Source organism: Nostoc sp. FACHB-110, from assembly GCF_014697425.1.
In the GTDB taxonomy this organism is placed as follows: Bacteria; Cyanobacteriota; Cyanobacteriia; order Cyanobacteriales; family Nostocaceae; genus Nostoc_B.
Genome location: NZ_JACJRU010000048.1, coordinates 1 through 25,238 on the forward strand (window position 1 = coordinate 1; position 25,238 = coordinate 25,238).

At 39.4% G+C, this 25,238-nt stretch carries 27 protein-coding genes; 13 read left to right on the forward strand and 14 right to left on the reverse strand.

Annotation, left to right across the window (positions count from 1 at the left end; all coding sequences use genetic code 11):
- Window positions 1–521 (reverse strand): DUF2391 family protein (locus H6G69_RS28620; protein ID WP_397327019.1); only part of this gene is annotated, 521 nt, incomplete at its 3' end.
- A gap of 400 nt (window positions 522–921) precedes the next feature.
- Between H6G69_RS28620 and H6G69_RS28625 the strand changes: the two genes are divergently transcribed.
- Window positions 922–1,104 carry a CsbD family protein gene (locus H6G69_RS28625; RefSeq protein WP_190692508.1) on the forward strand — a complete coding sequence of 61 codons (183 nt, stop codon included), beginning with the start codon at window positions 922–924 and terminating at the stop codon, window positions 1,102–1,104.
- 120 nt (window positions 1,105–1,224) lie between these two features.
- On the opposite strand, the gene H6G69_RS28630 is transcribed toward H6G69_RS28625, so the two are convergent.
- Window positions 1,225–3,426, reverse strand: a complete 2,202-nt coding sequence (locus H6G69_RS28630) for a transglycosylase SLT domain-containing protein (RefSeq protein ID WP_190692509.1) — start codon at window positions 3,424–3,426, stop codon at window positions 1,225–1,227.
- 301 nt (window positions 3,427–3,727) lie between these two features.
- On the opposite strand from H6G69_RS28630, the gene H6G69_RS28635 reads away from it, so the two are divergent.
- Both H6G69_RS28635 and H6G69_RS28640 read left to right on the forward strand, forming a co-directional pair.
- A complete protein-coding gene (locus H6G69_RS28635) occupies window positions 3,728–4,498 on the forward strand; it encodes a slipin family protein (RefSeq protein ID WP_190692510.1) in 771 nt (256 codons plus the stop codon).
- Between the two features lie 610 nt (window positions 4,499–5,108).
- Entirely contained in the window at window positions 5,109–5,513 is a 405-nt protein-coding gene (locus tag H6G69_RS28640; RefSeq protein ID WP_190692511.1) for a four-helix bundle copper-binding protein, read from the forward strand.
- A gap of 104 nt (window positions 5,514–5,617) precedes the next feature.
- Here the strand turns inward: H6G69_RS28640 and H6G69_RS28645 are convergent, their stop codons facing one another.
- Complete coding sequence (locus tag H6G69_RS28645; RefSeq protein WP_190692512.1) at window positions 5,618–7,225, reverse strand: glycosyltransferase family 39 protein; 1,608 nt, start codon at window positions 7,223–7,225, stop codon at window positions 5,618–5,620.
- A gap of 118 nt (window positions 7,226–7,343) precedes the next feature.
- Here H6G69_RS28645 and H6G69_RS28650 point away from each other — a divergent pair, with 118 nt between their 5' ends.
- Together H6G69_RS28650 and H6G69_RS28655 are read left to right on the forward strand one after the other, a co-directional pair.
- Window positions 7,344–7,988 (forward strand): class I SAM-dependent methyltransferase, encoded by a 645-nt coding sequence (locus tag H6G69_RS28650; protein WP_190692513.1) that lies wholly within the window; start codon window positions 7,344–7,346, stop codon window positions 7,986–7,988.
- A 227-nt stretch (window positions 7,989–8,215) separates the two neighbouring features.
- Window positions 8,216–8,596: a type II toxin-antitoxin system HigA family antitoxin gene (locus tag H6G69_RS28655; RefSeq protein WP_190692514.1), complete on the forward strand. Its 381-nt coding sequence runs from the start codon at window positions 8,216–8,218 to the stop codon at window positions 8,594–8,596.
- 13 nt (window positions 8,597–8,609) lie between these two features.
- Here the strand turns inward: H6G69_RS28655 and H6G69_RS28660 are convergent, their stop codons facing one another.
- The gene (locus H6G69_RS28660) at window positions 8,610–9,575 is read right to left on the reverse strand and encodes a phosphatase PAP2 family protein (protein WP_190692515.1); all 966 of its coding nucleotides are present in this window, start codon (window positions 9,573–9,575) and stop codon (window positions 8,610–8,612) included.
- A 211-nt stretch (window positions 9,576–9,786) separates the two neighbouring features.
- On the opposite strand from H6G69_RS28660, the gene H6G69_RS28665 reads away from it, so the two are divergent.
- Both H6G69_RS28665 and H6G69_RS28670 read left to right on the forward strand, forming a co-directional pair.
- Window positions 9,787–10,296, forward strand: a complete 510-nt coding sequence (locus H6G69_RS28665) for a hypothetical protein (protein ID WP_190692516.1) — start codon at window positions 9,787–9,789, stop codon at window positions 10,294–10,296.
- Window positions 10,297–10,344: 48 nt separating this feature from the next.
- Complete coding sequence (locus tag H6G69_RS28670) at window positions 10,345–11,232, forward strand: hypothetical protein (RefSeq protein ID WP_190692517.1); 888 nt, start codon at window positions 10,345–10,347, stop codon at window positions 11,230–11,232.
- Between the two features lie 72 nt (window positions 11,233–11,304).
- On the opposite strand, the gene H6G69_RS28675 is transcribed toward H6G69_RS28670, so the two are convergent.
- The 5 genes from H6G69_RS28675 to H6G69_RS28695 all read right to left on the reverse strand — a co-directional run bounded on the left by H6G69_RS28675 (window position 11,305) and on the right by H6G69_RS28695 (window position 15,187).
- Window positions 11,305–12,081 (reverse strand): hypothetical protein, encoded by a 777-nt coding sequence (locus H6G69_RS28675; protein ID WP_190692518.1) that lies wholly within the window; start codon window positions 12,079–12,081, stop codon window positions 11,305–11,307.
- 324 nt (window positions 12,082–12,405) lie between these two features.
- A complete protein-coding gene (gene rpsU / locus H6G69_RS28680; RefSeq protein ID WP_190692519.1) occupies window positions 12,406–12,603 on the reverse strand; it encodes a 30S ribosomal protein S21 in 198 nt (65 codons plus the stop codon).
- A 121-nt stretch (window positions 12,604–12,724) separates the two neighbouring features.
- A complete protein-coding gene (locus tag H6G69_RS28685) occupies window positions 12,725–13,045 on the reverse strand; it encodes an RNA-binding protein (protein WP_190692520.1) in 321 nt (106 codons plus the stop codon).
- 413 nt (window positions 13,046–13,458) lie between these two features.
- On the reverse strand, window positions 13,459–14,316 hold the full coding sequence (locus H6G69_RS28690; protein ID WP_190692556.1) for a 3'(2'),5'-bisphosphate nucleotidase CysQ: 858 nt from the start codon (window positions 14,314–14,316) through the stop codon (window positions 13,459–13,461).
- Window positions 14,317–14,320: 4 nt separating this feature from the next.
- Window positions 14,321–15,187 carry a PfkB family carbohydrate kinase gene (locus H6G69_RS28695; protein WP_190692521.1) on the reverse strand — a complete coding sequence of 289 codons (867 nt, stop codon included), beginning with the start codon at window positions 15,185–15,187 and terminating at the stop codon, window positions 14,321–14,323.
- Between the two features lie 38 nt (window positions 15,188–15,225).
- Between H6G69_RS28695 and rsmI the strand changes: the two genes are divergently transcribed.
- The 3 genes from rsmI (at window position 15,226) to rpsU (H6G69_RS28710) (ending at window position 17,264) form a co-directional block, all read left to right on the forward strand.
- Window positions 15,226–16,086, forward strand: a complete 861-nt coding sequence (rsmI, locus tag H6G69_RS28700; RefSeq protein WP_190692522.1) for a 16S rRNA (cytidine(1402)-2'-O)-methyltransferase — start codon at window positions 15,226–15,228, stop codon at window positions 16,084–16,086.
- Window positions 16,087–16,511: 425 nt separating this feature from the next.
- A complete protein-coding gene (locus H6G69_RS28705) occupies window positions 16,512–16,856 on the forward strand; it encodes a hypothetical protein (RefSeq protein WP_190692523.1) in 345 nt (114 codons plus the stop codon).
- 228 nt (window positions 16,857–17,084) lie between these two features.
- Entirely contained in the window at window positions 17,085–17,264 is a 180-nt protein-coding gene (rpsU, locus tag H6G69_RS28710; RefSeq protein ID WP_008226419.1) for a 30S ribosomal protein S21, read from the forward strand.
- A 177-nt stretch (window positions 17,265–17,441) separates the two neighbouring features.
- Here the strand turns inward: rpsU (H6G69_RS28710) and pth are convergent, their stop codons facing one another.
- The 3 genes from pth to psbH all read right to left on the reverse strand — a co-directional run bounded on the left by pth (window position 17,442) and on the right by psbH (window position 19,005).
- Entirely contained in the window at window positions 17,442–18,080 is a 639-nt protein-coding gene (pth, locus tag H6G69_RS28715; RefSeq protein ID WP_190692524.1) for an aminoacyl-tRNA hydrolase, read from the reverse strand.
- 194 nt (window positions 18,081–18,274) lie between these two features.
- The gene (locus H6G69_RS28720) at window positions 18,275–18,532 is read right to left on the reverse strand and encodes a TatA/E family twin arginine-targeting protein translocase (protein WP_190692525.1); all 258 of its coding nucleotides are present in this window, start codon (window positions 18,530–18,532) and stop codon (window positions 18,275–18,277) included.
- Window positions 18,533–18,801: 269 nt separating this feature from the next.
- Entirely contained in the window at window positions 18,802–19,005 is a 204-nt protein-coding gene (gene psbH, locus H6G69_RS28725) for a photosystem II reaction center phosphoprotein PsbH (RefSeq protein ID WP_190692526.1), read from the reverse strand.
- An 85-nt stretch (window positions 19,006–19,090) separates the two neighbouring features.
- On the opposite strand from psbH, the gene psbN reads away from it, so the two are divergent.
- Complete coding sequence (gene psbN, locus H6G69_RS28730) at window positions 19,091–19,222, forward strand: photosystem II reaction center protein PsbN (protein WP_190692527.1); 132 nt, start codon at window positions 19,091–19,093, stop codon at window positions 19,220–19,222.
- A gap of 55 nt (window positions 19,223–19,277) precedes the next feature.
- Here the strand turns inward: psbN and H6G69_RS28735 are convergent, their stop codons facing one another.
- Complete coding sequence (locus H6G69_RS28735) at window positions 19,278–22,403, reverse strand: alpha-mannosidase (protein WP_190692528.1); 3,126 nt, start codon at window positions 22,401–22,403, stop codon at window positions 19,278–19,280.
- A 106-nt stretch (window positions 22,404–22,509) separates the two neighbouring features.
- On the opposite strand from H6G69_RS28735, the gene H6G69_RS28740 reads away from it, so the two are divergent.
- Both H6G69_RS28740 and H6G69_RS28745 read left to right on the forward strand, forming a co-directional pair.
- Entirely contained in the window at window positions 22,510–24,045 is a 1,536-nt protein-coding gene (locus tag H6G69_RS28740; protein WP_190692529.1) for a hypothetical protein, read from the forward strand.
- Window positions 24,046–24,104: 59 nt separating this feature from the next.
- A complete protein-coding gene (locus tag H6G69_RS28745) occupies window positions 24,105–24,401 on the forward strand; it encodes a hypothetical protein (RefSeq protein ID WP_190692530.1) in 297 nt (98 codons plus the stop codon).
- Between the two features lie 243 nt (window positions 24,402–24,644).
- On the opposite strand, the gene H6G69_RS28750 is transcribed toward H6G69_RS28745, so the two are convergent.
- Window positions 24,645–25,193 carry a hypothetical protein gene (locus tag H6G69_RS28750; RefSeq protein WP_190692531.1) on the reverse strand — a complete coding sequence of 183 codons (549 nt, stop codon included), beginning with the start codon at window positions 25,191–25,193 and terminating at the stop codon, window positions 24,645–24,647.
- Window positions 25,194–25,238 lie beyond the last annotated feature (45 nt).

Below are 25,238 nucleotides of genomic sequence, written 5' to 3' on the forward strand. Positions count from 1 at the left end.
ATTGCTACGGTATGCTTTAGACATTCGCTCATAAGGTGCTGTTTTCTACAAATTTCAGCATACGCCTTGTGAGCTTTCTTACAATAGTCCCCTACTTTTAAAACATCCTCTAAAAACTGATTAGCTAATGATACACCTAAGGCAAAAGGTACACTTTCAAAAATTATTTTTCCTAAAGCCTCTCGTAAGGGTGTAGCTAATGTGATTTCTCGTAAGATGAAGAGGATAAAACTAGAACAAACTATCCCAATAGCTAGTGCTTCTATGGTATCAGTCAACGCTTCGTATGGCTTTAAAGTATATTTGCGTTTTCTAAAGCCTTCAGTGCGGTTGAGTAAAAAAACAACAATAAAAGTTACGGCGATCGCCATCATGATTAATTGCGGTTTTGCCTGTGAACCAACCCACCACACTTCCATTGTGTAAAGCAATGGGACACCAAATAAAAAACCTCCACAAGCACCACGAATAATATCATTGACCTCACTTAACCAAACATTCTTTTTCGGCTTCTTACCCACGTATATTCCTTATTCACCTTTACTAAATTAGCAATATTATTAACTTTATCTACAACTATTTTTATTCATAAAATTAATTTTATATAGGACTCATATTTGATTTTTGAACCAAATCTGTACCCACAAAATCACTCTTTCATACCCCCTAATCACAGGCTACGCAGATAATTCCAATAATCAAACCGGATTTCTATATATTTAGTTTATATTAATCCTTTGAGTTTAATTTGAATTGTCTAATCTAGAGAGTATTTTTTATTTATTAGATTTTTACGATATAAAACGTCAACTATCTTAAGGAGTAAAAAATATTTTTTAATTGCTCATTCCCATGATAGATGTACTCACTAGCTAATCTTGGTAGTTTCTCATTAGTTACAGTAAATAACCAGGAAAAAATATGAGTATTGAGAACAGAATAGAAGCTACTGCTAAAAACATTGAAGGCAAACTGCAAGAAGTAGTTGGCGAAATCACAGGAAATCCCTCAGATAAAGCTGAAGGTAAAGCTAAACAAGCTGAAGCTCAAGTGATTCACACTACAGAAAATATCAAAGATGAAATCAAGAAAGTTGTAGAATAACTGCAATTTTCAAGTTTACAGCTATAGCTGAATAGAGTAGTTGTATTTTAGGGTTGATGCTTTGATAAAAAATACTCCACTTTAATTTAAAGTGGAGTATTTATATAATGAAATTGTAAATTATTGGGTTGGTAATTTTGGTTGTGCTGATGAATATTTCGCTACTAAGTTAGAAATTTCTGGATTATATAGTCGCAGATAATTCCAGTAGTTACCAAAAACTTGCCGCACATAATTTTTAGTTTCGTCAAACGGAATTGTTTCAACAAATTCATCGGGGTCTTCTTTGGGAAGAGTTTGGAGCCATTTAGAAACATTGCCAGGGCCTGCATTGTAACTGGCTATAGCTAATAATGAATTATTGCCATATTGCTGATGGGTATAATCTAAATACCAAGTACCTAACATGATGTTGTCGTTAGGATTGGTTAAATCAATTGTTTTGCTATCTAAGTTAGTTTTTGAAGCTATCCATTGTCCTGTACTTGGCATTACCTGCATTAGCCCTGTAGCACCAACAACAGATTTAATTTCTGGCTCAAACCGAGATTCTTGGCGGATTAAAGCAGTAACTAATAGAGGATTAAGTTGGCGTTCTTTAGACCATTTTTCAATTTCTTTGAGATAAGGAAAGGGATAGCGAGCTTGCCAATAAGTGATTTGTTTACTTAAAGCTTGATATTCTGTTTGTTCTTGGGGTGTTTCTCGGTCTTCCAACTTAGAAATTGTGTCAATTCCCGAAAGATTTTCGCCTCTGGCAAGTTGCATCAATCCTTCAGTAAATTGTTCGGCAACTGTGGGCTGCTTTTTATTGAGAAATTCTGTTTCCCACTGTAACCAAGCATCACGGTCTTGACCCAACAAATACAGTTCTTTAAAGGTGTCTGAACCAGCAGTAGGAATTGGACGCTGGCGCGCTACTACTTCTGGATTCATTTGACGCACACTATTAAAGTCGCCAACATTTAGCCCTAAAATATTTGCCGATCGCCAGGCATAATAAGAGTAAGGAAATTGGCTAATGACATACTCAAAAGATGTTTTGGCATCTTGTTGTTTGCCAAGTTTCATCGCCCATTTACCTACCCAAAATCCGGCTCTGGGAGCCAAAATACTGTTGGGATTATTCATCGCAATGGGTTGTGCCCATTCCCAAGCTGTAACGTAATCACCTGCTTTGGCTTTATCTTGCGCGATTTTCCAGCGATACTCTGCTGCTTCGTCTGATTTAGAATATTTGCTAATCAATAAATCCCACGTTTGTTGAGCAGATTTAGCATCTTTGAGACTTTCTAGAGTTTTGCCTTTGGTGGCTAATGCTGTTGCAGCTTGTTCGGGAAATTGAGTAATAACTTGGTTGAGATAAGGTATGGCATCTTTGCGAGTTTTGGCCATATCTGCCAAACGTAATAATGCTGTTCCTGTTTCGGAAGCTTCGGGGAATTGCTGGACTATTTGTTTGTAAATCGCGATCGCTTTTTCTCTATCTTGGCTTTGTCCGCCTACTTGCAAGCCGCGGGCTATGCGGTAAAGGTTGCGAGCCGTTACTGGTGCTTGAGAATAGGCGATCGCCCCTTTACGAAATTGATTATTATCCCAATAAGCTGTGCCGATAATGTCCCAATCTGCGGGTTTGAGATTTGGCTGTTTGATTAACTGATCTAATATGCCGACTATGCCAGCTTGGTTATAGGCATATTTCGCCAAAATTAATTTTAATTGTGGCTGATTGGGGTTTTCTTGCAGCCGCTTGCGAATAATTTCCCAACTGAGGGGATTAGACGGAAATTGAGATATCGCTTTATTTTGATTTTCTGGTTGACCAATTAAATAATGCGCCTTCGCTGCTGCTGCGTCTTTGGGATAGAGTTTTAAAACTTTTTGCCGTAAATCCGAAGCTTTACCTGCTTCACCTAAAATATCTTGCGCTTGTGCCTGTTTTAGCAAGATATAAGGAGCTAAAACCGGGTAGTCTTTTTCTAGACCTTGGAGTAAATCAAGGGCTGGTTGTGCGTCTCTGGTTTCAATTAAATCGCTAGCTAAAAGATAACGGGCGCGATTGCGGTCTGCTGAAGCAAATCCTTTGGCGATCGCTTCTAGCTGGGTTGCCCGTTCTACTGGAGATTTAGACACCAGTGGAAATACAGCCGATTTTACCTTGGCTGCGTCTGATAGCTGTTCTGATTGATTTTTATCCAGCTTGAGCCATTGACTTAATGTTTTTCCAATTTCTGGTGCTGAGACCATTGCCCCAGCGGAAAAGGCAAACACTGCCGCGCCAATAATTAAAGGAACTTGGTTTTTCTTGAGTTGCTTCAGCATTGATACCCGCTGAAAATTTTGACAGATTTTTGAAACTCTAGCACTATTGGCCAGAAGTGTTAGGAATTTTTAATTTTTTGGGACTTTTCAATTTTACATAGCAACTTTCCATGATATATCCAGTTGCTGAATTTAGCCACAGCCTTGACAAAGCCAACTGGCATCTATTGTTTACAAATTGCGATCGCTAGGACTAGGAAAAACAATCCTAATTTTCTGTTGCACTTTCTACATAATTGCTATTTTCACATCTATCCCAAGACTAAAATAGGCATATTTAAACCCAATCATTGCAAATAATATGGGTACACTTATAGGTACATTTTTGACGTTTTTACTCGTCTTCGCTGTATCTGGATTGAAGTTAGACCGAGAATATCAGCGTGGGGTAATTTTTCGTTTAGGGAGAATTAATGGTGTCCGTGGCCCTGGCGTATACTGGGTTTTTCCTCTCGTTGAGCAAAAAAGTCAAATTGATATTCGTACCAAAACTGTCACTATAGAACCACAAGAAACCGTGACAGCTGATAGCGTTACTATTAAAGTCAATGCTGTGCTTTATTACCGCATTCTTGACCCTTCAAAAGCAATTAATAAAGTAGAAAACTACCAAATTGCTGTTTATCAAACTGCTCTGACAACTTTAAGAAATGTTGTCGGACAGAATATTTTGGATGATGTTTTACAAAACCGCGACAAAATTAACAGCAAAGTTCAAGAAATCGTAGACGAAATTACCGAACCTTGGGGAGTTGTAATTGAAAGGGTGGAAATGAAAGATGTCGAAATTCCCACCGCTATGCAACGCGCTATGGCCAAAGAAGCAGAAGCCATTCGAGAAAAGCGCGCTCGGATAATTAAAGCAGCCGCAGAACAAGAAGCATCAATCAAACTAGCAGAAGCTTCTAAACTCATTGCTGAAAATCCCGCCGCTTTGGAATTACGAAGACTACAAATGCTCACAGAAGTAGGCGCAGAAAATAACACCACTACCTTAGTTATGATCCCTTCTGATTTTATTAATCTGGCAAAACGTTTATCAGATCAAGTTCCTCATCAAGAGCAGCAGTAAAAATACTTACTAATAGGATGATTTTGTTGGTTTTTTGGGACGGGCAATGCTCGTCCTTCATATTTCCATTCAGTCTAACAGAGAAACTTTCTTGAAAAGATTTCATTGTTTGATGGTGATTTTGCTGACTCAATCATGAAATATATTGTAACTAAGTCATGATATCTTGACATTGCTAATTTTAGAGAATATATACCTATAGCAAATTTTTTATCAATAAATTCTGGCTGATTAAAATGGCTAAAAGTTTTACTGGATAAGGATTTCTCTAAATTAAAGCTGACTCCAAAAACCTCTAAATTCAATTAGTGCATACTGGATTGAGATGAGTAAATATACCGAAAAAGCAGCAATCATTGTCTCGCGTTAAGGTGGGGAATCAGCTTTCATAATTCATGCTTCACCAAAAACAGAACATTCTCCAGCCTTAGTTTTTCAGAGTTTTAGCTGAGGCTCTTTGTTTTACATAGCTGAATTTCCTACAAGATCATAGATTTAGTGACCTTCTATTTGCAGGAATTTGACAATCTATTGAAGTGATAAAAATAAAGTTCTACCTTGTAATTAAGCACCTATCTCCCAGCATTTAAAATTTTAGGAAGTTACTTATATGATGATTGAACCTACACTCACTACATTAGAAGCTGGCAAACAAAGCTGCATCGAATGTCACACTATTTGTATTGATACCCTGAAATACTGCAAAGACCAGCGGGGTAAATATTTAGATATGGCTATGATGTCCATGATGCGCGACTGTGCCGAAATGTGTATGATGTGCATCAACATGATGAATGATGGTTCTGAATTCATGGGTAACGCTTGTAGTTTGTGTGCCGAATTGTGCGATCGCACGGCAATGGCTTGCGACCAAATGAATGAAGATCCTAAAATGATGTATTGCGCTGCAATTTGCCGCAAATGTGCGGAATACTGCAAATCAATGGCCTTAAATTCAGCTTCGTATTTCCGCAGAGCGAGTTTAATTGATGAAGACGCTCTTTTGCCTAGCTAATTTGATTACTGCAATCTCAAGAACAAATTCTTAACAAAAAAGTGGCAGTATTAATTTTTATATCGCCACTTTTTTATGGTTTATTCGTAATCTTCTCCAAAAATTTAAGGAAGAACTTGAATTAACTGATAATCTCGCACTGTACCTAGAACACGATGGCAGCGAGATAAATCTGGTGGATTTTTTAAATAAATCCAGGCGTAGCTAGAAGCTGGTAGTTGAGAAATTGAGTTTAACCTAGAACCTTGAATGGGAGTGTAAAAATTCAGTAAGACGGCGTTTTTTCCCTCAACCTGGACAAAGTAAATGGGATAAGTTTGCAAAATTGAGGCGATCGCTCTTTGTTGAAAAAACGTTCTAAAAGCGGGATTATAATCACCTATTAAGCCCAAACTTCCAGCTACAGCTAAAGCCAGCCAACAAGGAATCAACCAACCAGCCAGCCAATAACGTGCTGTAAGAAATTCATAACCTAAGTGATGACGATCAACCCACACCGCAGGTAAAATTAACCAACTCAACCCAATAATCAAGCCAATAACCGCATATCTGTAGATATCTGCATTACCCCAACTTAAAACGCATATACCCGCTATAAAAAGTAAAATACCTAATCCACCAAAGCCATAACTCAAATTACGAGGAAGATTTGTCTGTGGTTTTGTCTTATCGTAAACCTTGCCCAACCAATCTAAACCTAAAGCTGCCAACATTGCCATAAAAGGATAAAGGCAAAGACTATAGTGTGATAACCGCGTTGAAAAAATGCTGAGTTCTATAAATAAAACGATAGGGAATCCAACTAGTAATAAATGATAATGACGGATGGGACGGCGAAATGCAACAACCAATCCCAAAATACTAAAAAATACCCAAGGGAATGCTTTTAAAGGAATATTCCAAAAATAAAAAATTATGCTGTTTCCACCACGTTCTTTTGAGCCTAATTGTAAAACAAACTGCAATAAAGCATCCCAACTTCCACTACCGAAGCGTTGCCAGCTAAACCACAGCCACATTAAAGTCGGAATAAAACCTAATATTAAACCTACATATAAAATAGGGCTAGTAAGATGACGGTGGCGGCGATGTTCACCAATTAAATAAGGTAATAGTGCTGCTGCTGGTAAAACAATCATAAAGCTTCTGACTAAAAAGCCGCAGCCTAAACATAAACCTGCAATCAATCGCCAAATGTTCGCATATTTAGGGTGTAATTCTGCTTTTAATAAAGAAAACATTGCCAACAATACTAAAAATATCATTGGCATATCTGGCGTACCTAAACGACAATATTGTAGCCAAAGAAATTCTACAGGTAAAATTACTGCTGCTAACCAAGCTAACTTTTTACCAATGAAAATTTTGCCAATTTCATATATTAATAATAAGCAAAGTATCCCGGCGATCGCACTCGGAATTCTCGCACTAACTTCACTCATCCCAAATATGTTGTAAGCACTGGCAATTAGCCAATAAGAGCCGGGGGTTTTATGATGCACCGTCCCCCAAGGTGCTATCCAATCACCAGAATCAAACATTTGCCTAGCACGCCACGCATACAACCCTTCATCATGGGCCATAACGCTATTCTGCCCAGATGTGAAGAGTAATAAAGGTATGAACCACGCTAACAAACTCAGGTAAGGAAAAGCTGCTGATACGCGAAATTGCCACCAAATAGACTGGATGAAGTGAGTTTTAGACACCATTAGTTGGAAAATTCTCTTTCTTTATGGGCAGAGTTATGCAAACGTCTTTTATTAAAATATGTAACAGATGACTTGTACGAAATAATTTTTGTAAAAAAAATTTTCAAATAGATATTTTATGATGCTCAGAGCAAATCAACGCCAAAAATTAGACGAGACAGACGATAAGCTATTTTATGCCTATCCCCGGTTTGTGACTCATGTTGATGATGGATTTATTCAACAGCTAACAGATTTATACCGCGATCGCCTCAAACCCAACACCCGCATCCTTGATATGATGAGCAGTTGGGTATCTCATTTGCCAGATGAAATTCAGTTTGCCCATGTTGAAGGACATGGACTCAACGCCGAAGAATTAGCCAGAAATCCCCGCTTGAATCATTACTTTGTCCAAGATATCAACGCAAATCCCCAGCTACCTCTACTAGATCAAGATTTTGATGCTGTGGTGATTTGTGTTTCCGTACAGTACATCCAATATCCAGAAGCAATCTTTTCGGAAATTCACCGCATCCTCAAACCCGGGGGCGTTGCTATTATTAGTTTTTCTAACCGGATGTTCTTTCAAAAAGCAATTCAAGCTTGGCGTGATGCTTCCGAAGCCGCAAGAGTTGAATTAGTTAAACGTTACTTCAACTCAGTACCAGGATTTACTCAACCTGAAGTAATTTCTCGCCAGTCAGCAGTACCCGATATTTTAAAGTGGATGGGTATTGCTGGCGGAGATCCCTTTTATGCGGTGATAGCGTCTCGGAATTAAACTATTAATTAACATTTCATATATACAGGACTTACGCAAAATTCTGAAAAAACGAACCGCAAAGGGCGCAAAGGACACGAAGTTATAAGAGTTCGAGAGGGTTCTTGCGTAAGTCCTAATAAATTCTCCAAATCCCCAACTTCTCAAAGAAGTTGGGGATCTAGCTTCTCACGAAATGATTTAGTCTTGCTATATGTTTTCTCTTTATAACAGGGGAAAAAAGATATATGCTCAAACCCCATCCCATCAGAAACGAAGCTGATTATCGTGCAGCACTTGATGAAATTGAAAGATTATTTGATGCACAACCAAATACACCGGAGTGCGATTTATTAGAAATTTTAACAACGTTGGTGGAAGCATACGAACAGCGACATTATCCCATTGAAGCACCAGACCCAATTGAGGCAATTTTATATTATCTCGAATCCCGTGGCTTGTCTGGGCAGGATTTAGAGTCTATTATTGGAGGCCAAAGAGAGGTTGAAGAAGTTTTGAGTCGCCAAAAACCGCTAACGCTAGAAATGATTCGGTGTTTGTATTCTTCATTGGGAATTCCGGCAGAAGTTTTAATTAAACCATACTCTCTGATGAAAAACTCAGCTTAACAAAAGTGTGAATTTAACTTTCGTGTAAGGTCTGGCTAACTATACAAGCAGTTAAACACACTAAACCTACGGCATAGCCAGCTACCACATCAGTCGGCCAGTGTACTCCCAAATAAAGCCGACTAAAACCAATTGCCAAAATTAAAGCAGCACTCAAGGCTAAAATCTGCTTGCGCCATTGGGGAAATTCTTCGGCTAGGGTATATCCCATCAACCCGTAAACCACCATTGACACCATTGCATGACCACTAGGGAAACTATAATGATTGACATTAATGATGTGATCCCATAATGCAGGGCGTGTCCTGACAAATAGTTCTTTGAGTAAGTAATTTAAGCTGATAGCACCAACAGCCGCTATACCAAAGGTTGCTGCTTGTGTTTGACGCTGACGATATAGCAAGTTAGTTTCCCATACTAAACAAGTCAACACTAATGATGGTGGTTGTCCTAAAGCAGTAATGGCCACCATGATGCTGTCTAGCAGGGGCGTGTGCAGCTTTTGAATTGCTAATAAAATACTTGCATCTAAAGCATATCTGTGTATCAATCCTGTACCGAAGGTGAGGGAAGAAAAAGCCACCGATGCTGGTACTAGTTGGCTACGCCATTGATTTATGGGCTTGTCTAAGACTGTATTTTTAGTAGAGACTACATTCGCTAAAGTAAATTTTGGTGCTGTGCTGGGGGGTAATTGTCTAATATCCCTTCTATAGTCTAAAACCATATTTTGCAACAGCCAGGCGATCGCTTGTAAGTTAACATCTGGGTGAAACAGCACCAAAACGTTACCTGTTAAGTGATTAGCACTAGCTTGAAAAATATTTTCTGCTTTGGACAATCTAAATTCGAGATACTGTTTGAGAGCTAGGGAATTATGTAATCCTCTGACTTTATATCTAGCTCTGCCTTTGATAGAAGTATGTATGGCTCGAATGACAGAATTTTTTGAAGTGAGATTGTCCACATCAATGTTCATTTGCTTGCTTAACAAATTGTTGTAATAGTATCACCAGTGAATAGACACTAGAATCCCTTTTTCCCATAGTATCAAGGCTACTCTGAGATTCCCTATTCCCTAATCCCTATTCTCTTGGTATCTACAATAGTTATCAAAAAGTAAATTTAGTGGCGAAAGTTGGCAGCTGCGCTGATAATTGCCTCAAAGCTCAAGCATGAGGAACCAAAACATGAATTTATATCGTGGGCGTAAGGTGATAGCTGTTGTATTGCTCTCAGTATTGTTACTGACAACAGCTTGTAGTCCTAAAACACCTGGACGTTTCGACCAAGTACAACAAGAAAGCACCAGACAAAAAAGTGGTCAAGCAGTTGCTAAAACGGCAACTCAGGGAAGTGAATTTAACAAATATTTTCCCAAATCGGGCGGTGGTTACAATCGCGTCTATACCCAAGAGAAAAAAGGTTTTGCGGAAGCAGCGTTGAAAAAAGATGGTAAAAATGTAGCTGTACTTTCGATTTCTGATACTACCAGCACGCCTAGTGCAGCCGCTAAATTTTCCCAAAGCACCAAAAAAATTGATGGCTATCCAGCAGTAGAACAAGGTTCAACTGGTACTGCGGTTTTAGTTGGAAATTATCAAGTAAAAGTACAATCTCGTGATAAATCATTTACATCTAGCGATCGCGCTGACTGGATTAGTAAATTTAATCTTGATGGATTAGCAAAACTCAAGTAATCTGCACTCAAAATATTTAGATAAAAAACTCGCAGTCAGGAGATTTTTGTGAGCAAAGCAATTTTTGAATTAGTTGATGAACTACCAACCGGTGGTTTAACTGTATCTGTATTGAAAGCTTTGGATTTTGTTGCTCCTGGTGAATGGCAAAATACTGTTGGCTTCGTCAATACTATTAAAACTGTCACTGGTGAAACTGACGAAGAGTTAATTCAACAAATTGGTGAACGAGCGATTTATCTTTATAATGATCGCTCTCAAGGTTATCAAAGAGCTATGTGGCTTTATCAAACTGTTGACAACACAGATAAAGCTCTCGGTGCAGCAGCTTTGGCTAATAAAGTCGGTGAAAAAATTCCACTTTTAGGTTTTCTTAACTCGGTTACACCCAAACCCGATAAGGCGCAAACAATTGATTTGTGTTTAAAACTAGTAGCTGAATTAGTCGCTTTCTGTCAAATTAATGGCATACCAGGAGACAGCATCGGCGATTTTGTCGCTTCGTTAGGCGAATATAGTGGCGAATCACTCATCAGAATGGCGGCTTTAGTTTGTATTGATGGGTTGATACCTTTAGGCCCAGATTTTATTAGCAAAGCCTTATCTTTAGTTAGTCAAACTAATCCCCAAGAACTAGAACAAAACTCCACATTTCAAGGAATTAAGGATGTCATTCCTGGCAACAATGCTGGCAGTAAACTCAACTTTATCGGCGAAAGTTTTGATTCGGTTAAAGGCTGGATGAATGGCTTAGTTGTGAGTCATAATCTAACACCACAAAATGTTGTTGGACACTTACAAAACTTCATGGAAGTTAGCGATAGCAAGTTAGATTATTTGGCAGCTTTTTTAGATGTGTCTACTAATTATTACGAGCATACAGGCACACAAACTCTAGCACGTCGCTTAATTGAACGGGCTGTAGCTGAAATTTAAATTGGACAAATTTTGCTGCTCAGATACCCGATTTATTGAATAAATCGGGTATTTTATTATTTATAGTAATGGCTAACTACCATTAATAACTGAGAGATTTAAATTTTCAGCGATCGCATAATAATAAGGCTGAAAAATTAACAGATTCTCTAATTTCTCAAACTTGCCTGTAACTGCACCCGGATCGAAAGAAGTACTAATTACATAAAGTGTTTTGCCATCATAAGCAACATGACTAATATATTGCTCTTGTAATCCACCTTCTTGTTTAATACCTGTAAAACCATAACGAACCCCCGGCAATTTTCCTACTGATACTTCTTCTAAAGGGTGAGTTGAAAAAGAAATTTTATTGCCGTAACCTTTTTGGCGGTCTTTTAACAAAGAGGTATAGTAATAAGCAACCCAAGCTTTCAAAGCTGATAGAACCTTAGTTTGGTTGCTGGGATTTTTATAATCTAACTGAGTGCCAAATGGAACACCCGCTTCTTGGAGATCCTTTTGAAAATTGGGATTATTGCTGACTTGATAAACACCAATCTCCACAGTACCCAAAACTTCGCCTTTGGAGGAAACACACAATAAAGGTGCATTGCCTTGACAAGGAGCTATCTGCCAACCATGCGGAGCTATAGGATTTTTACCTAGAATTTTTTGCCAAATGTTTCCCTCTATTGAGTTAGAGGAAGCTCCCGGCGAAATTAAAGGAGAAGTTTTTGAAGTTGGCGCAGTTACAGAATTCTTTTGTTCTACCTTGTTTGGAAAAAAATAGGGAAGAACAAACTTGAACCCCAAAGGTGCTAAAAGTAACAAGACAACAAGCAGGAAAAGATGATAAACACGCAGCATTTTTTCTGAAAATCCAGAGCCAAGATGCTCAAATTAGGGTAGAGATAATATTTTGTGAGTGTACAAGAAGATACATATATTATTATGGCTGGAAATTTTGCCTAGGAAATAATTGCAGATTATTAAATAGGTTAGTTCAAATAAATTTAACTATATAAATCTCAACTCTGTCACCTGTCACCTATTGCCTCTTGCCTAATATAAATACCCATATACAAGCGTAGTAGCACTATTTTTTAATTCTTAGTGCTACTACAAGTGGTTATGTTAATTAATCTCTGCTTAATTCTAAAGATTAGTTAACCAAATAAAAGTTGAGAAATGTTACTTGAAGCGACGAGAACCATTGCTGCGATTTTGCTTATGTCTTGCAACTGCTTTACGCTTTTGTTTTTCTAGCGGTGTCTCGAAGTGACGCTTCTTTCTCATGTCTTGGAAAATTCCAGCTTTAGAAACTTCCCGTTTAAATCTTCGCAAAGCTGAATCAATACCCTCGTTCTCCCCCAAGACTACTTGCGTCATTCTCATTCCTCCCTTATGTGGATGAATAGCCGAACTTAGAGAAAAATAAAATACTCCAGCAGAAATGAGCCTTTGGCTTACCTGCTGGAGACTCTGGATGTTAAATTTTTAGTTCAAAAGTTTAGTAACGACCGCCACGACCGCCGCCGCGATTATTATTGCCCCAGCCACCGCCACCGCCACGAGAAGGACTTCTTTCTTCACGAGGTTTAGCTTTGTTAACTTTTAAGTCACGACCCATCCATTCAGCACCATCAAGTGCTTCAATAGCAGCAGTCTCTTGTGACTCACTTTCCATCTCTACAAAGGCAAAACCACGAGAACGGCCAGTCTCACGATCAGTTGGTAACTGAACGCGACTTACCTTTCCGTACTCGCTAAAAGCCATTCTCAAGTCGTCCTCAGTGACTTGGTAGGACAGGTTTCCGACGTAAATTGACATATAATGTCTCCGAATTCAGGGAGTGTAGAGAGTTAGATTCGGAGAGACGCTTTTCAAAATCAAAACGAGTTACTCAACCGAAAATAATCTTTATATGCCAAAGTATAACACAACCTTCCAAGAATCAAAATTATCAATTACTGAAAAAAACTTTACATTCTTCAGTGAATACAACGGAATTTTTTAAGTATATATGCTGAATTTAATCATTTAAATTTTAAATATTATATGGATTTATTACTTTTAGTAGATTGATTTTTCTTGGTTTTTTGGTTATTGCTTTCATGACAAATTTAGCCACTGCACTCCAAGCTGCGTCACCAATAGTTTTTTGATATGACAAGTCTTTAAATTTATCTATGGAATAACTTGGAAAATCACAGTTGCCCTCCAGTTAAGTTTACTAGACAAAGTTATTTTAAGTTGTCTACCTCCGACAAAAGTTTCTGTGCGATATCACATAAGTTTTCATGATATTTCGTATTACTGGCAAGCAAACCTCCCCACTGATTAATATCACCAGTGTTATACTGCAAAGGGCTGCCGTCAAAATGAGTAAACTTACCACCAGCTTCAGTTAAAATTAATTCTGGTGCGGCTATATCCCAGTCTTTAGGGGCAGATTTGCCAGAAAGCGATATATAAATATCTGCTTGTTGTTCCAAAATAGTAGCAATTTTGCAACCTACACTCCCAACACTTTTGTGACTTTGACAAGGCAAGTGTTGTAGTAAATAATTTAACCTTTCGTTGCGATGAGAACGACTCACAACTAAAGTTAAATCTTCAATTTCTTTGTCTGATGTAAGTTTGATAGGTTGCAATGCTTTTGGTGTTTCCACAAATGTACCACCACCAATGGTTGCGTAATATATCTTCTCTGCTTCTGGTACGGCTACAACTGTTAAAATAGGGCGATGCTCTTGAACTAAAGCAATATGAATTGCATAGTCTCCAGTTTTATCAATAAAATCACGCGTACCATCCAAAGGATCAATCACCCACACTAACTTAGAAGCATCTTGATTTAATGGTAATTTGTAAGTCTCTTCGCAGATGTAAGCAAAATCTTCTTCACCTAAAGTTGTTTGTAATCGTTGCAAAATATATTGGCTAACGGCGATGTCTGCAAGAGTGACAGGCTCATTTTGTTTGTATTCTACTTGCAGATTTGCATCTGGAGCAGTGCCATGATAATAAGAGTGTAGTATATCGGCTGCACCCCAGCTGATATCACGAGCGATCGCTAATAATTCTGCTAAATCTTGCATTGATTTACTCCATCCAGCGACGTGTGCCAAAAAATTGACAAGAACTAGCTGCGACATAGGCGGCTTGTTCTAAAGCATCAGTGAAATTTTCACTTAATATATAGTGGCAGAAAGCACCATGAAAAATATCTCCAGCCCCTAGTGTATCAACTACTGGAATCTGCGGTACGTTGATCGTGCCAATTTGATTGATAGTTAAATATGCAATTGGTTGTTCACCGTGAGTGACAGCAATGTGAGGAATGCCAAAACTTTTGAGATAATCAAAAACTTGTTCTTCTGTTTCACAACCGGGAGGATGGAAATTTGCTGAACAAACGGCGTAATCTACAAAAGGCAAGATTTCCTCAAAGCCAGGTTTCCAACTTCCACCATCAATCACTACTGGGATATGATTAGCTTTGGCTGTTTGCGCGATCGCTCTACTCACTGCCATTTGATGTCCATCAATTAATACAATATCAATATCTGACAAAATATGGGCTGGGATAGATGCGACGCTGGCTTGAGTTTTCGCTGCATTAATGGAAATTACTGCCCGTTCACCCGTTGCTTGGGTGACGATAATTGAAGAGACAGGTGGTGGGGTGAGTTTGTTGGGTTCCAGGTCTATGATCGCTACTCTATAATTTTCTACATCAGTGCGAATTAGTTGCGTCATTGGGTGAGAACCAACCACACCCAAAATTTTTGCTTGATTACCTAAATGAGTGAATGTTACAGCCGCATTCGTAGCCGGGCCACCTGCTGCTACAGTATAGTCAGCAGCCACCATCTTCTGATTATTTTTAGGGGCAGAATCAGCAAGATATATCAAATCTAAAGTTACTAAACCAACAAATAATCCCCGATGCGATTTTAGATTTGTCACCAGATAGTACCAATGCTGTATTTAATGACGAATAACGAATGACAAATGACAATTCCAAACCAGGAACACTTTACGTTGTTGGCACACCCATTGGCAACTTAGAAGATATTACCTTTCGGGCGGTGCGAATTTTGCAAACAGTAGATTTGATTGCTGCGGAAGACACACGCCACACAGGGAAATTACTCCAACATTTTCAAGTGAAAACGCCCCAAATTAGTTATCACGAACATAATCGTAATAGTCGTATCCCAGACATATTAGAGCATTTAAATCATGGTAAAGCGATCGCTTTAGTTAGCGATGCGGGTATGCCTGGTATTTCCGATCCTGGTTATGAATTAATTAAAGCTTGTATTGACGCAGGAATAACAGTAGTACCAATTCCCGGTGCAAGTGCGGCAATTACCGCTTTGAGTGCGGCGGGTTTACCAACGGATAAATTTACGTTTGAAGGTTTTTTAGCACCAAAAGCACAGCAAAGACGGAAACATCTAGAAACTTTGCAAACAGAATCCCGTACTTTAATTTTCTACGAATCGCCCCATCGTTTAACAGATACGTTACAAGATTTAGCAGCAGTTTTTGGGGATGAACGCCAAATTGTGCTGGCGCGGGAATTAACTAAATTGTACGAAGAATTTTGGCGCGGTACAATTGCCGAGGCGATCGCCCATTACCAACAACGAGAACCCCAAGGTGAATATACTTTACTTGTTGCCGGAACCCCAGCCACCCAAACTTTATTAACCGAGATACAACTCAAAACCGAATTGCAACAGCTAATTAGCCAAGGAATCTCTCGCTCTCAAGCGAGCCGTCAACTAGCCAACTTTACCTCGCTTTCCCGCCGAGAAGTCTATCAATTAGCCTTGTCTATCGATGTCAATGCTGAGTAGTTATAGAGGCCTCATATTTGATTTTTGAACAAAATCCGTACCTCAAAATCACTTTTTCCTACTCCCCACTCCTCACTTTCAGTCTGAGGGGTTGATTTAGGGACTTCCAAGTAAAAAAATATCCAAAATTTTCTTGTGGGCTGGGTGTCCTCACCCGTCCATTCCTGAGGGCGGGCTGTCCGGCCCATCCCACCCCACAAGATGAATAACGTATTTCTTGGAAATCCCTTATGGAATGAGTATAAACTCTATCACCTATCCCCTACTATAAAAGTCAAGCTGAATATTCTATGCTCTAAGTATATTTGCTGAATAAAACATTGATTTTGAATAATTTTTTACGTTAATCTATAGTTTTTTATTAATAGTTCAAATATAATAAACCCACACTAACTTTAGATTTAGCTAAGGCGAATCCAATAATTATGGGTAGGCTTTTCAACAAGCTTATAGGCTTAATTTTGTTATTTGTAGGTTTATATTTTTTCGGTCAAAACATCATATTTGTTAGCGGATACTATTCGTTTTTCTATCGGAGTCTCCCGGCTACTGGTTCAGTTCTGGCAATTATGGCTGGCATCTTTTCACTAATTCTCTTTCCCAGACAAACTGGTAATTTTGGTTGGATATTACTAGGTCTTGGGATAGTACTAGTTTTCTTAAGTGGTGGAGTTATTTTAAGACCGACTAGTTTATGGAGTTTTTGTGTGGCCTTTACTGCATTAGCCGCAGGATATAAATTATTAAATCAGGGGAGAATCAACTTTTAAGCAGTATCAATGATGACATTTAGGCAACACAGCGTCTATTTGGACTCTACATCAATCACTAACTTTTGTAACTAAGTCCTATAATACTAATTTGTCATTATAAATAGTATTTCTCCATCTGTACGCAGTAAACTTGCCAAAACTAGTATGTTTTAACGCAAGCTAGCGGCGTTTGGCTAAGTCAGAGGCTACTATTACAATGGAAATTATCCATAACGAGGAAACAGAATGACCCAAGTGGTTCTAGGCGAAAACGAAGGAATAGATTCAGCATTACGTCGGTTTAAGCGTCAAGTATCCAAGGCTGGTATACTTGCCGACGTGAAATATCATCGGCACTTTGAAACACCATTAGAAAAGCGCAAACGTAAAGCTGTAGCAGCAAGACGCAAGCGCCGTTTTAAATAAATATGGATGGTTTGGTACTGGCTTTGCTTCAAGAAATCATTCTCAGTTAGCAACAGCACTTTGCCAGAGTACTCAGATGAAATTTAGCAAGATTTACCCATGCCTGACTAAGGTTTGGGTATATTGCTTTGTATGAGGGCGTAAGGGAACAAATGACAAATGACAAATTACAAATGACTACTCATTATTAGCCACGTTACGGCTGTTACAACGATTCATCGCTTTTTCGACTCCTTGTTTTAAGCTCATTTCTACGCACTCGACGACAAATTCAAGAACAGCAGACATCAATTTAGTTTCGGTAGCAGAAAATTTTCCGAGTACGTGAGAGACTGTTTCAGAGTTGTCGCTATTATCTGCATCTTTTGGTTTGCCGATACCGATACGTAAACGTGGAAAGTTTTGGGTGCTAAGATGAGCTATCGCACTCTTCATTCCATTATGCCCACCCGCAGAACCAGAAAGGCGCAGGCGGGTTTTGCCCAAGGGTAAATCCATATCGTCATAAATTATCAATACCGATTCTGGCGGCAATTTATACCAACTTGTGACAGCTTGGATTGATTGTCCTGAGCGATTCATGTAAGTTAATGGCTTAAGCAAGCGGATTTTACTTCCAGCAAATGCTATACCTTCGCCATACTCCCCTTGAAACTTGCGATTTTCCGCTAAAGAAATTTGCCAAGCACGAGCAAGCGCATCAACAGCAGCAAAGCCAATATTATGGCGTGTTTGTTCATATTTTGGCTCTGGGTTCCCCAACCCCACAATTAGTTGAGGAATTACCAAAGCTGGTGGTGTTACAGCTTCTGTCATTTCACTTACAATCAATCGATTCGCAGAACTATGTTAAGGGGTTAGAGACTAGTACAAAAAGGCTGAAGTCTGAAGTCTGAAGTCTGAAATGAAAAACCCTTATAGTCAGATTTTCAGCAATTGATAATGCGCGTTTTATTTCCGCAGACTGTACTAGTTTTTTACTCAGCACTCAGCACTCAGCACTCAGCACTCTAATTAGCAGTATCATGCTGTGGTTGAGCAGGTTCGATTTGTTTGGGTTCGATTTCAGCAGTGGTTTTTACAGCTTGTTCGATTTGTTCGGCTTCGCGTTTAAATTCGTTTTGAAATTCATTAGAAGCTTCTTGGAAACCGCGAATTGCTTTTCCGACACTCCGGCCAATTTCTGGGAGTTTCTTAGGGCCAAAGATTAACAGTGCCACTATCATAATTAATGCCATTTCTGGCAGACCGATACCAAATATATTCATGCGATCGCTCCTATAAGTATACAGACAGACAAACTGAAAAAGTGGGGATGACAATGAAAAGTTCTTTATCAATATTATGCTTACTTGTTCCAGGCTAACCCTGTAATACTGAATTGGGATAGATAGAATTGTTTGGCAGGACTGAAAATACCTGCTGATTAGGTGTTGTCATCCAAAATCCAAAATTGGATCAGGCTATAACAGACAAAAAAACCCGGACAAGCCGGGTGTAAGTTCGCTGAATACGCAAGCTTGATTGCTATTTTCAATTAGCCGCCTAAACTGCGCCAATCAACCAACACATCCTGAATTGCAATTGATCTATTGTAAAGTTGCAGAATGATCAGCAAAAACACAAAAAATAGCCCCATAAAAACGGCCATTACTGGGGTAGTTCCCCAGCCAGGAGCCACTTTACCATACTCAGAATTCAAAGGTCTCAGGATATCTCCCAACCTAGTCCGTTGTGCCATAGTTCACCTAAGATTAGTTGCCAAAGCTTTTTTTAATCTTCTGTAATATTCTATAAGAATAGCACTCATAATCAATCTATATTTTATGGAACCCGCAATAGTTCTTAGCATTTCTGTAGGCGCGATACTTGTAGCCGTTACTGCGTATGGAATTTATACCTCGTTTGGCCCACCAAGCAAGGAGTTAGCAGATCCCTTTGAAGACCACGAAGATTAGAAGGCAGGAGGCAGGAAGCAGAATGTCTAGCTACCTGCTTCTGCTATCTAAAAAATCACTCTGGCTGTTGTATCACTTTGACAGTCGTAATTTTCCAAGGTTGTATTATAAGTAACTGCTGATTGCCAGAAAATTCAGCATTATCTAGGGGACGTTCTAATAAATCGACTGTCTGTCCCAGACTTAGCCCTAAATCACTCTGTAAATACAGTTCGGCGATTTCTCCTTGAGATTCGTAACATCGCAAAATCCACTCTTGGGGATGATCTTCTCCTGGCTTCAAGGCCATTAAGATTAAATTTTGAGAAGTTAGATTTAAGAAACTGATTCTGTCGGGAGTATTGAGTGCTGTTAGCGGTAGCGGGAGTTGAGCAGCGTGCTGAGTACAGACGACTTGTAGGGGAATGTTTAGTTCATAGCCGCGTTGTACTGTCTGGGCTGATTCCCAAGTACCAGCGTGAGGATACAAGGCGTAGGTGAATTGGTGAAAACCTCTATCGGCTTCTGGGTCTGGCCAGTTGGGGCTACGTAATAATGATAGGCGTAGTTGATTTGCTTGGGCATCGTAGCCATATTTACAATCATTGAGCAAGCTAACACCGTAAATACCGATTTCTGATTCTCCGGTTAAGTCTGCCCAACGTAAAGCAGGTACTTCCCATTTGGCTTTTTCTGCGGGGGTTTGGGGCTTGGTGGGGCGGCGAATAGCACCGCAGGGAATTTCATAGGTGGCGAAGTCTGCTTCGACATTTAAGGGAAATGCAGCTTTAACGAAAACTTGATTTTCGTGCCAATGAACTGTGGTGGTAATTTTTAAGATGGGTGAACCTGCTTGTAAAATATAGTCTTGACAAAATTCCGATTCACCTAGTTGACGCATCACACGCAAGCGATGTTGTATTGGCCCTTGTTCTAATACCCGAATCGATTTGAGGCTGGTGGCTGGTAAGGGATGTTCTGCATAATTGGGGTCAATATTCCAAGCATCCCAATATTGACCACTATCTTTAAAAGCTTGTAATTGATTTCCCGCACCGCTTAAGACTTCGCGTTGATGAGTTTTATCAAAAACGCTGGCTAAATCTCCTGTATCTGGGTCAATAAATATCCGCAAAAATTGATTTTCGAGGACAAACTCAGGGATAAGAGATGATGAGTTACTAGGAATTTGGGATGTGGGAACTAACCAAAATAAACGATAACCGACAGATGGGATATCGCTTGCTAAAAATAAGAGTGTGGATGGTGGGGTGAATTGCGAGATCAGTTGATTTCCAGCGACATCGTAGATTTGCCATTCTGGGTGAGTTGGGGGTAAAGTAACGGCAACTACCTCAGAACGTTGCCAGTTAAGGGCATTAAATACAAAAATTGGTAAACTATTTGGTTCTGGTGGTTCAGGTAAGGTAAAGTGAGATGCGATCGCCTGCATCGACTCTGCTAATATTCTTGTCCCGACTTGTTCAACTTGCTGACACTCAACCAAAGCATCAGTATAAACTTGCGTAATGGAAGAACCAGGTAAAATATCGTGAAACTGGTTAAATAAAACTTGCTTCCAAGCCGTTTCTATCTCTGCTTTCGGATATTTCGCGCCACACGTAATAGTTGCTAAAGTCGCAAATAGTTCAGCTTGATAAAGTAAATTTTCACCGCGTCGATTCCACCGCTTTTGATCACCATGAGTAGTGTAACAGCCGCGATGAAATTCTAGATATAATTCATCATCCCAAGTGGGAAAGTCTGCTTGATTAATTTGTTGTAAATACTTTTCGGCAGTCGTAAATTCTAATTCTGGAAAAACTGGAGAATGTTGCCAGCGTTGAGCAGTTTCCAACATATCACGGGTCGGGCCGCCGCCGTGGTCGCCCACACCAGGCAGCCAGAGTGATGCTTGTAAACCAGTTTGACCTTGCCATTCTAGCGTGTAGGATGCCATTTTAATCGGGTCAATACCTTCCCCGACAGGCGCAGACATCAAACTAAATACTTGACTACCATCAGGCGATCGCCACCAAAAAGCCCCATAATCAAATTTAGTAGTATCATTCCACCGCAATTTTTGAGTAACAAAATACTCCACACCCGCATCAGCAAAAAACTGCGGTAAAGTTGCACAAAAACCAAACGTATCAGGAACCCAAACTATCGGCGACAGCTTACCGAATTTTTCTTGATAATATCGCTGACCATACAATAACTGACGAACTATTGATTCACCACTAATTAAATTTAAATCTGGTTCTACCCAAGTCGCCCCCAGAATTTCCCACTTTCCAGCAGCGACAGCTTGTTGAATGGCTGCAAATAAATCTGGGCGATGTTCTTCCACCCAAGCATAAAGGGCAGGCGTAGAATGACAGAAAATTAATTCAGGAAAATCTTTTTGTAATTTCAGAACCGACTCAAAAGTATTTTGGGCTGCATTCCAAGTTTCACTCACAGGCCACAGCCATGCTAAATCTAAATGGGCGTGACCAAGTAAATTGATTTGGTATTTTGTCCCACCGTGCAAAGAATTTAACAGATATTGACGCACCCTCTCCGCGAACTTTGCGCCTTGGCGGTTCGTTACTTTTTCTATCTCCGCAGCCAAACTATCCAACCCTTCCGGCGCAAATTTTTCCAAATACAACTGCGTCACCGCCAACTCATCAGCGACAAAACCGGGGTCAGGCTGATTATAATCTGTAGACTCGTAGACTAAGAGCGATCGCATCAAAGCCCCATCACAGTGGCCCGGACTAGCCAAGCGCAAAGCTAAGATAAACTCATCCCCAGGAGTCACACTCCGACTCAGCAACACCCTGGGCGAACAATCAAACAAATCTCCTGCTTGGACTAATTTCCCATTAACATAAATCTCAGCAGCATCCGCCCACCAAACCAAAGCCAACCGCAAACACAAACCCGCCAAAGGATAACCCTGTAAATCTTGCGGAACCACTAGCTTTTGTACTAACCATAAAACTTGTTTTCCGCCTGTCCAAGCAATATTTCCTTTAAAATTTAGCTCTACAGGTTGCCAATCAGACCAATTAGATGTCATAACATCCGTAATATTTCGGTCAGATTCTTGGTATAACCAATTAGACTGAATATTAACTTGACAACAAGAGCGCAATTGCTCAATAGTTTGGGAGATTAAATTTGTCTGGGATTGAGATACAGGAGAGGTCATATTTTCGCTAAGATGATGGCACTTACGATGATTAACAGTTTGTCGTTATCTATTTTTGGGCGGGAGTCTCACAACTAAACAAAACTCCAACTTACAAATCACAATCATGTCATCTGGTTCTTCTGGGCGTTATCAAAGCAGACTCTTTAACTTTGTCCACCAGCAATCTCGGCGGTTGACACAACAATGGGAACAAACCTTCCGACAAGTGCAAGTTGCTACTAAGTGGGGTGTAGAAGCATTACTTTACCCTCTGTTTCTACTATTGCAATCAGCCGAGTCAAAGGTGAAAACGCTGTATACTCAAGAACCACAACCTAGGCTAAAGTTACAACCAACTGCGCCCGAAACTAGCTTAACTACTGATACGCCTATACAGCGTGTATTAGAAGCTGTTCAAAATCTTCCATCTGAAGAAATAACCACTCCTGTTAAAAAATCAGCACTTTTAAATTCCGTGGGTACATGGTTGAGCAAACCGTTTCAACATAGTGCCACAAATGACCAGTCTTTGCCGCAATACTTAACGATTTCAGACAATTCGCTGTTAGGCTATTTACCAGAAGTGAGGGGAATTGCATCAAGTTTAGGCGATCGCAATTTAGTTTTAGTTGCCAGCGATAATGAAATTCTCGATATTTTGTCACCGCAACAACAGGCAAAACTGAGAGACAGAATTATTAGCGAAGTTGCCAATTACTGGCATTATCAGCAGTTAATTGCAGATGAAAATGCCTTGGATTTATTACCAGAAATTAATCGGTTATTAGCTAAATTAACTGGTGAAAATAACCACGATATTCCAGAATTACCTCCCGGTATTAACACAAACTCACTGAATAATCGAGATTTCTTAGAATTAATCGATAAAGTTGTTGCCAAATTAGAAGAAACTACCTTAATTCCTGTGCAGCAACGCAGCCAAGAACTTATCAAAATTACACACACACAATTGAATATATTGCTTTACGGTAAAGAGCAGCTAAACTCTCAAGGAAATATTGCAGTCACATCTGAAGGTATAGAAACACAAATGCTGCATTTTCAAGCTTTAATTGAAGCAGCATTAAACTACTTTTTTGGTGTTGGGAAAGCGAAAAAGCTGGCTTCAGGGAGTACAAAAATTCACACCCAAGGTAAATATTTACGTCCTAAAAATAGACAGTTAAAAAATCAAGATGCAACAGCAGAAACTTGGCTGACTTGGCATGATTTGTTTGGTAACTCGCCAACAGTTGCAGATAAAACATTGACATCAACACCACAATCTTTAACTCCCAGTCCACAAATTAGGCTATCTCCAAAGCAAAAATTGACCATAACACAACCAAAAGCTGGTGCTGGTTTAGTACAAAGAAAAAAACAAAGCCGCCACTTGACCCAAAGTCAAAAAATATCTGGTAAAGTTGCAAATGTCACCAAAAGTGAAATTTACACAAGCGAAATTACTCACCAACAAAACAAAAATTCTCATCAAGTTGAGGCACAGCCTGACTGGATAGAGATTAAAGCCACTTCTATGGGATACGATCAACATTTTCTAGAAAGAATTTTAGTATGGCTCGATCGCACTATGTTGTGGTTAGAAGAAATCTTAGTGAAAGGACTTAGATTCCTACAAACACTTTGGCAAGGTAAGTAATGAACAAAAGATTATAAGAGAAAATAAAAAATAATCCATGACGTTGAGTATTAACTACCGTGAAAGTTCTTGTTTACTGTAAATACTTCAATTTCAAAAATCCGTTAGATAAACCGAAGATTGAAACATTTGTGGTAGATTTGCCACAAATACCAAAGGTGGGTGAAACAATTGTTGTGGAAAGAATTTCACCGCAAAAACAGTTTGTGATTATTTTTGAGTACATTGTGACAGCAGTACAATTAAACGCATCAAAAGAGTCTGTGGATGCTGCTGATGCTCAAGTAAACGCATCTTTAAATCACTGCTGGGAAGGAACATCAAATTTTAAAATTAAGAACTTTTTAGAAAAATAATCTTGGAGTTGTGTTGAGGGTTAACAGTTAACAAAAGTAGGGTGTGTTGTCGCACAGCGCAACGCACCATTTTGTTATCTAGGTGGTGAGTTAGACACTATGGAATCACAAACCCTACTCGATTAACTACGCCTTAAAACCAATATCAACAGGACTTACGCACAAGCTACGGAAAATCGAACCACAGAGGCGCAGAGTTCACGGAGAAATGAGAGTTTGAGAGATATTTTGCGTAAGTCCTAATCAAGAATTTAGGCTGATATTAGTACCATTTGCTTCCGGGACATTAGTTGCGCCAACAGCCATAACTTGCGACCATTCACTGACGCGGTTGTCATCTAAAACGGCTCGGACTCGATAACCAAGCTGAATTTTGTGCATTAATAAGATTAGGTCACGGTTGAGTAATCCTTGAGATTTTTGATTCTCATTAGATGCAGCTTGTAAACGAAAACAGCGATCGCTTTGACGCTTCAACTTAGGAGACTTACCCTCTACAAGCACCGTTTGTAGTTCATATTCTTTCGCATCAGGATACGCTTCCCAACACATTTGCCAGTAAGTTGACCAGCGAATTAAATCTGCTGACAATTCCTTAACTTCATCCGACAATGTAGATACAAGTCCTGTAACTGGAGGCTGCACCACCTGAGGCTGATTCGAGGATATTTCCGTTTGTGCAGCTATGGATGAACTGTCATCAAAACTTAGTACCAGTCCCCATATCAAAGTGAGCAGCAGAATCAATCGTAGGCATTTTAACTGCACTACTGATAAGATTTTCCAATTCATAAATTATGTAAAATTCAGTTGCTTACACCTGGCATAGGTAGAATT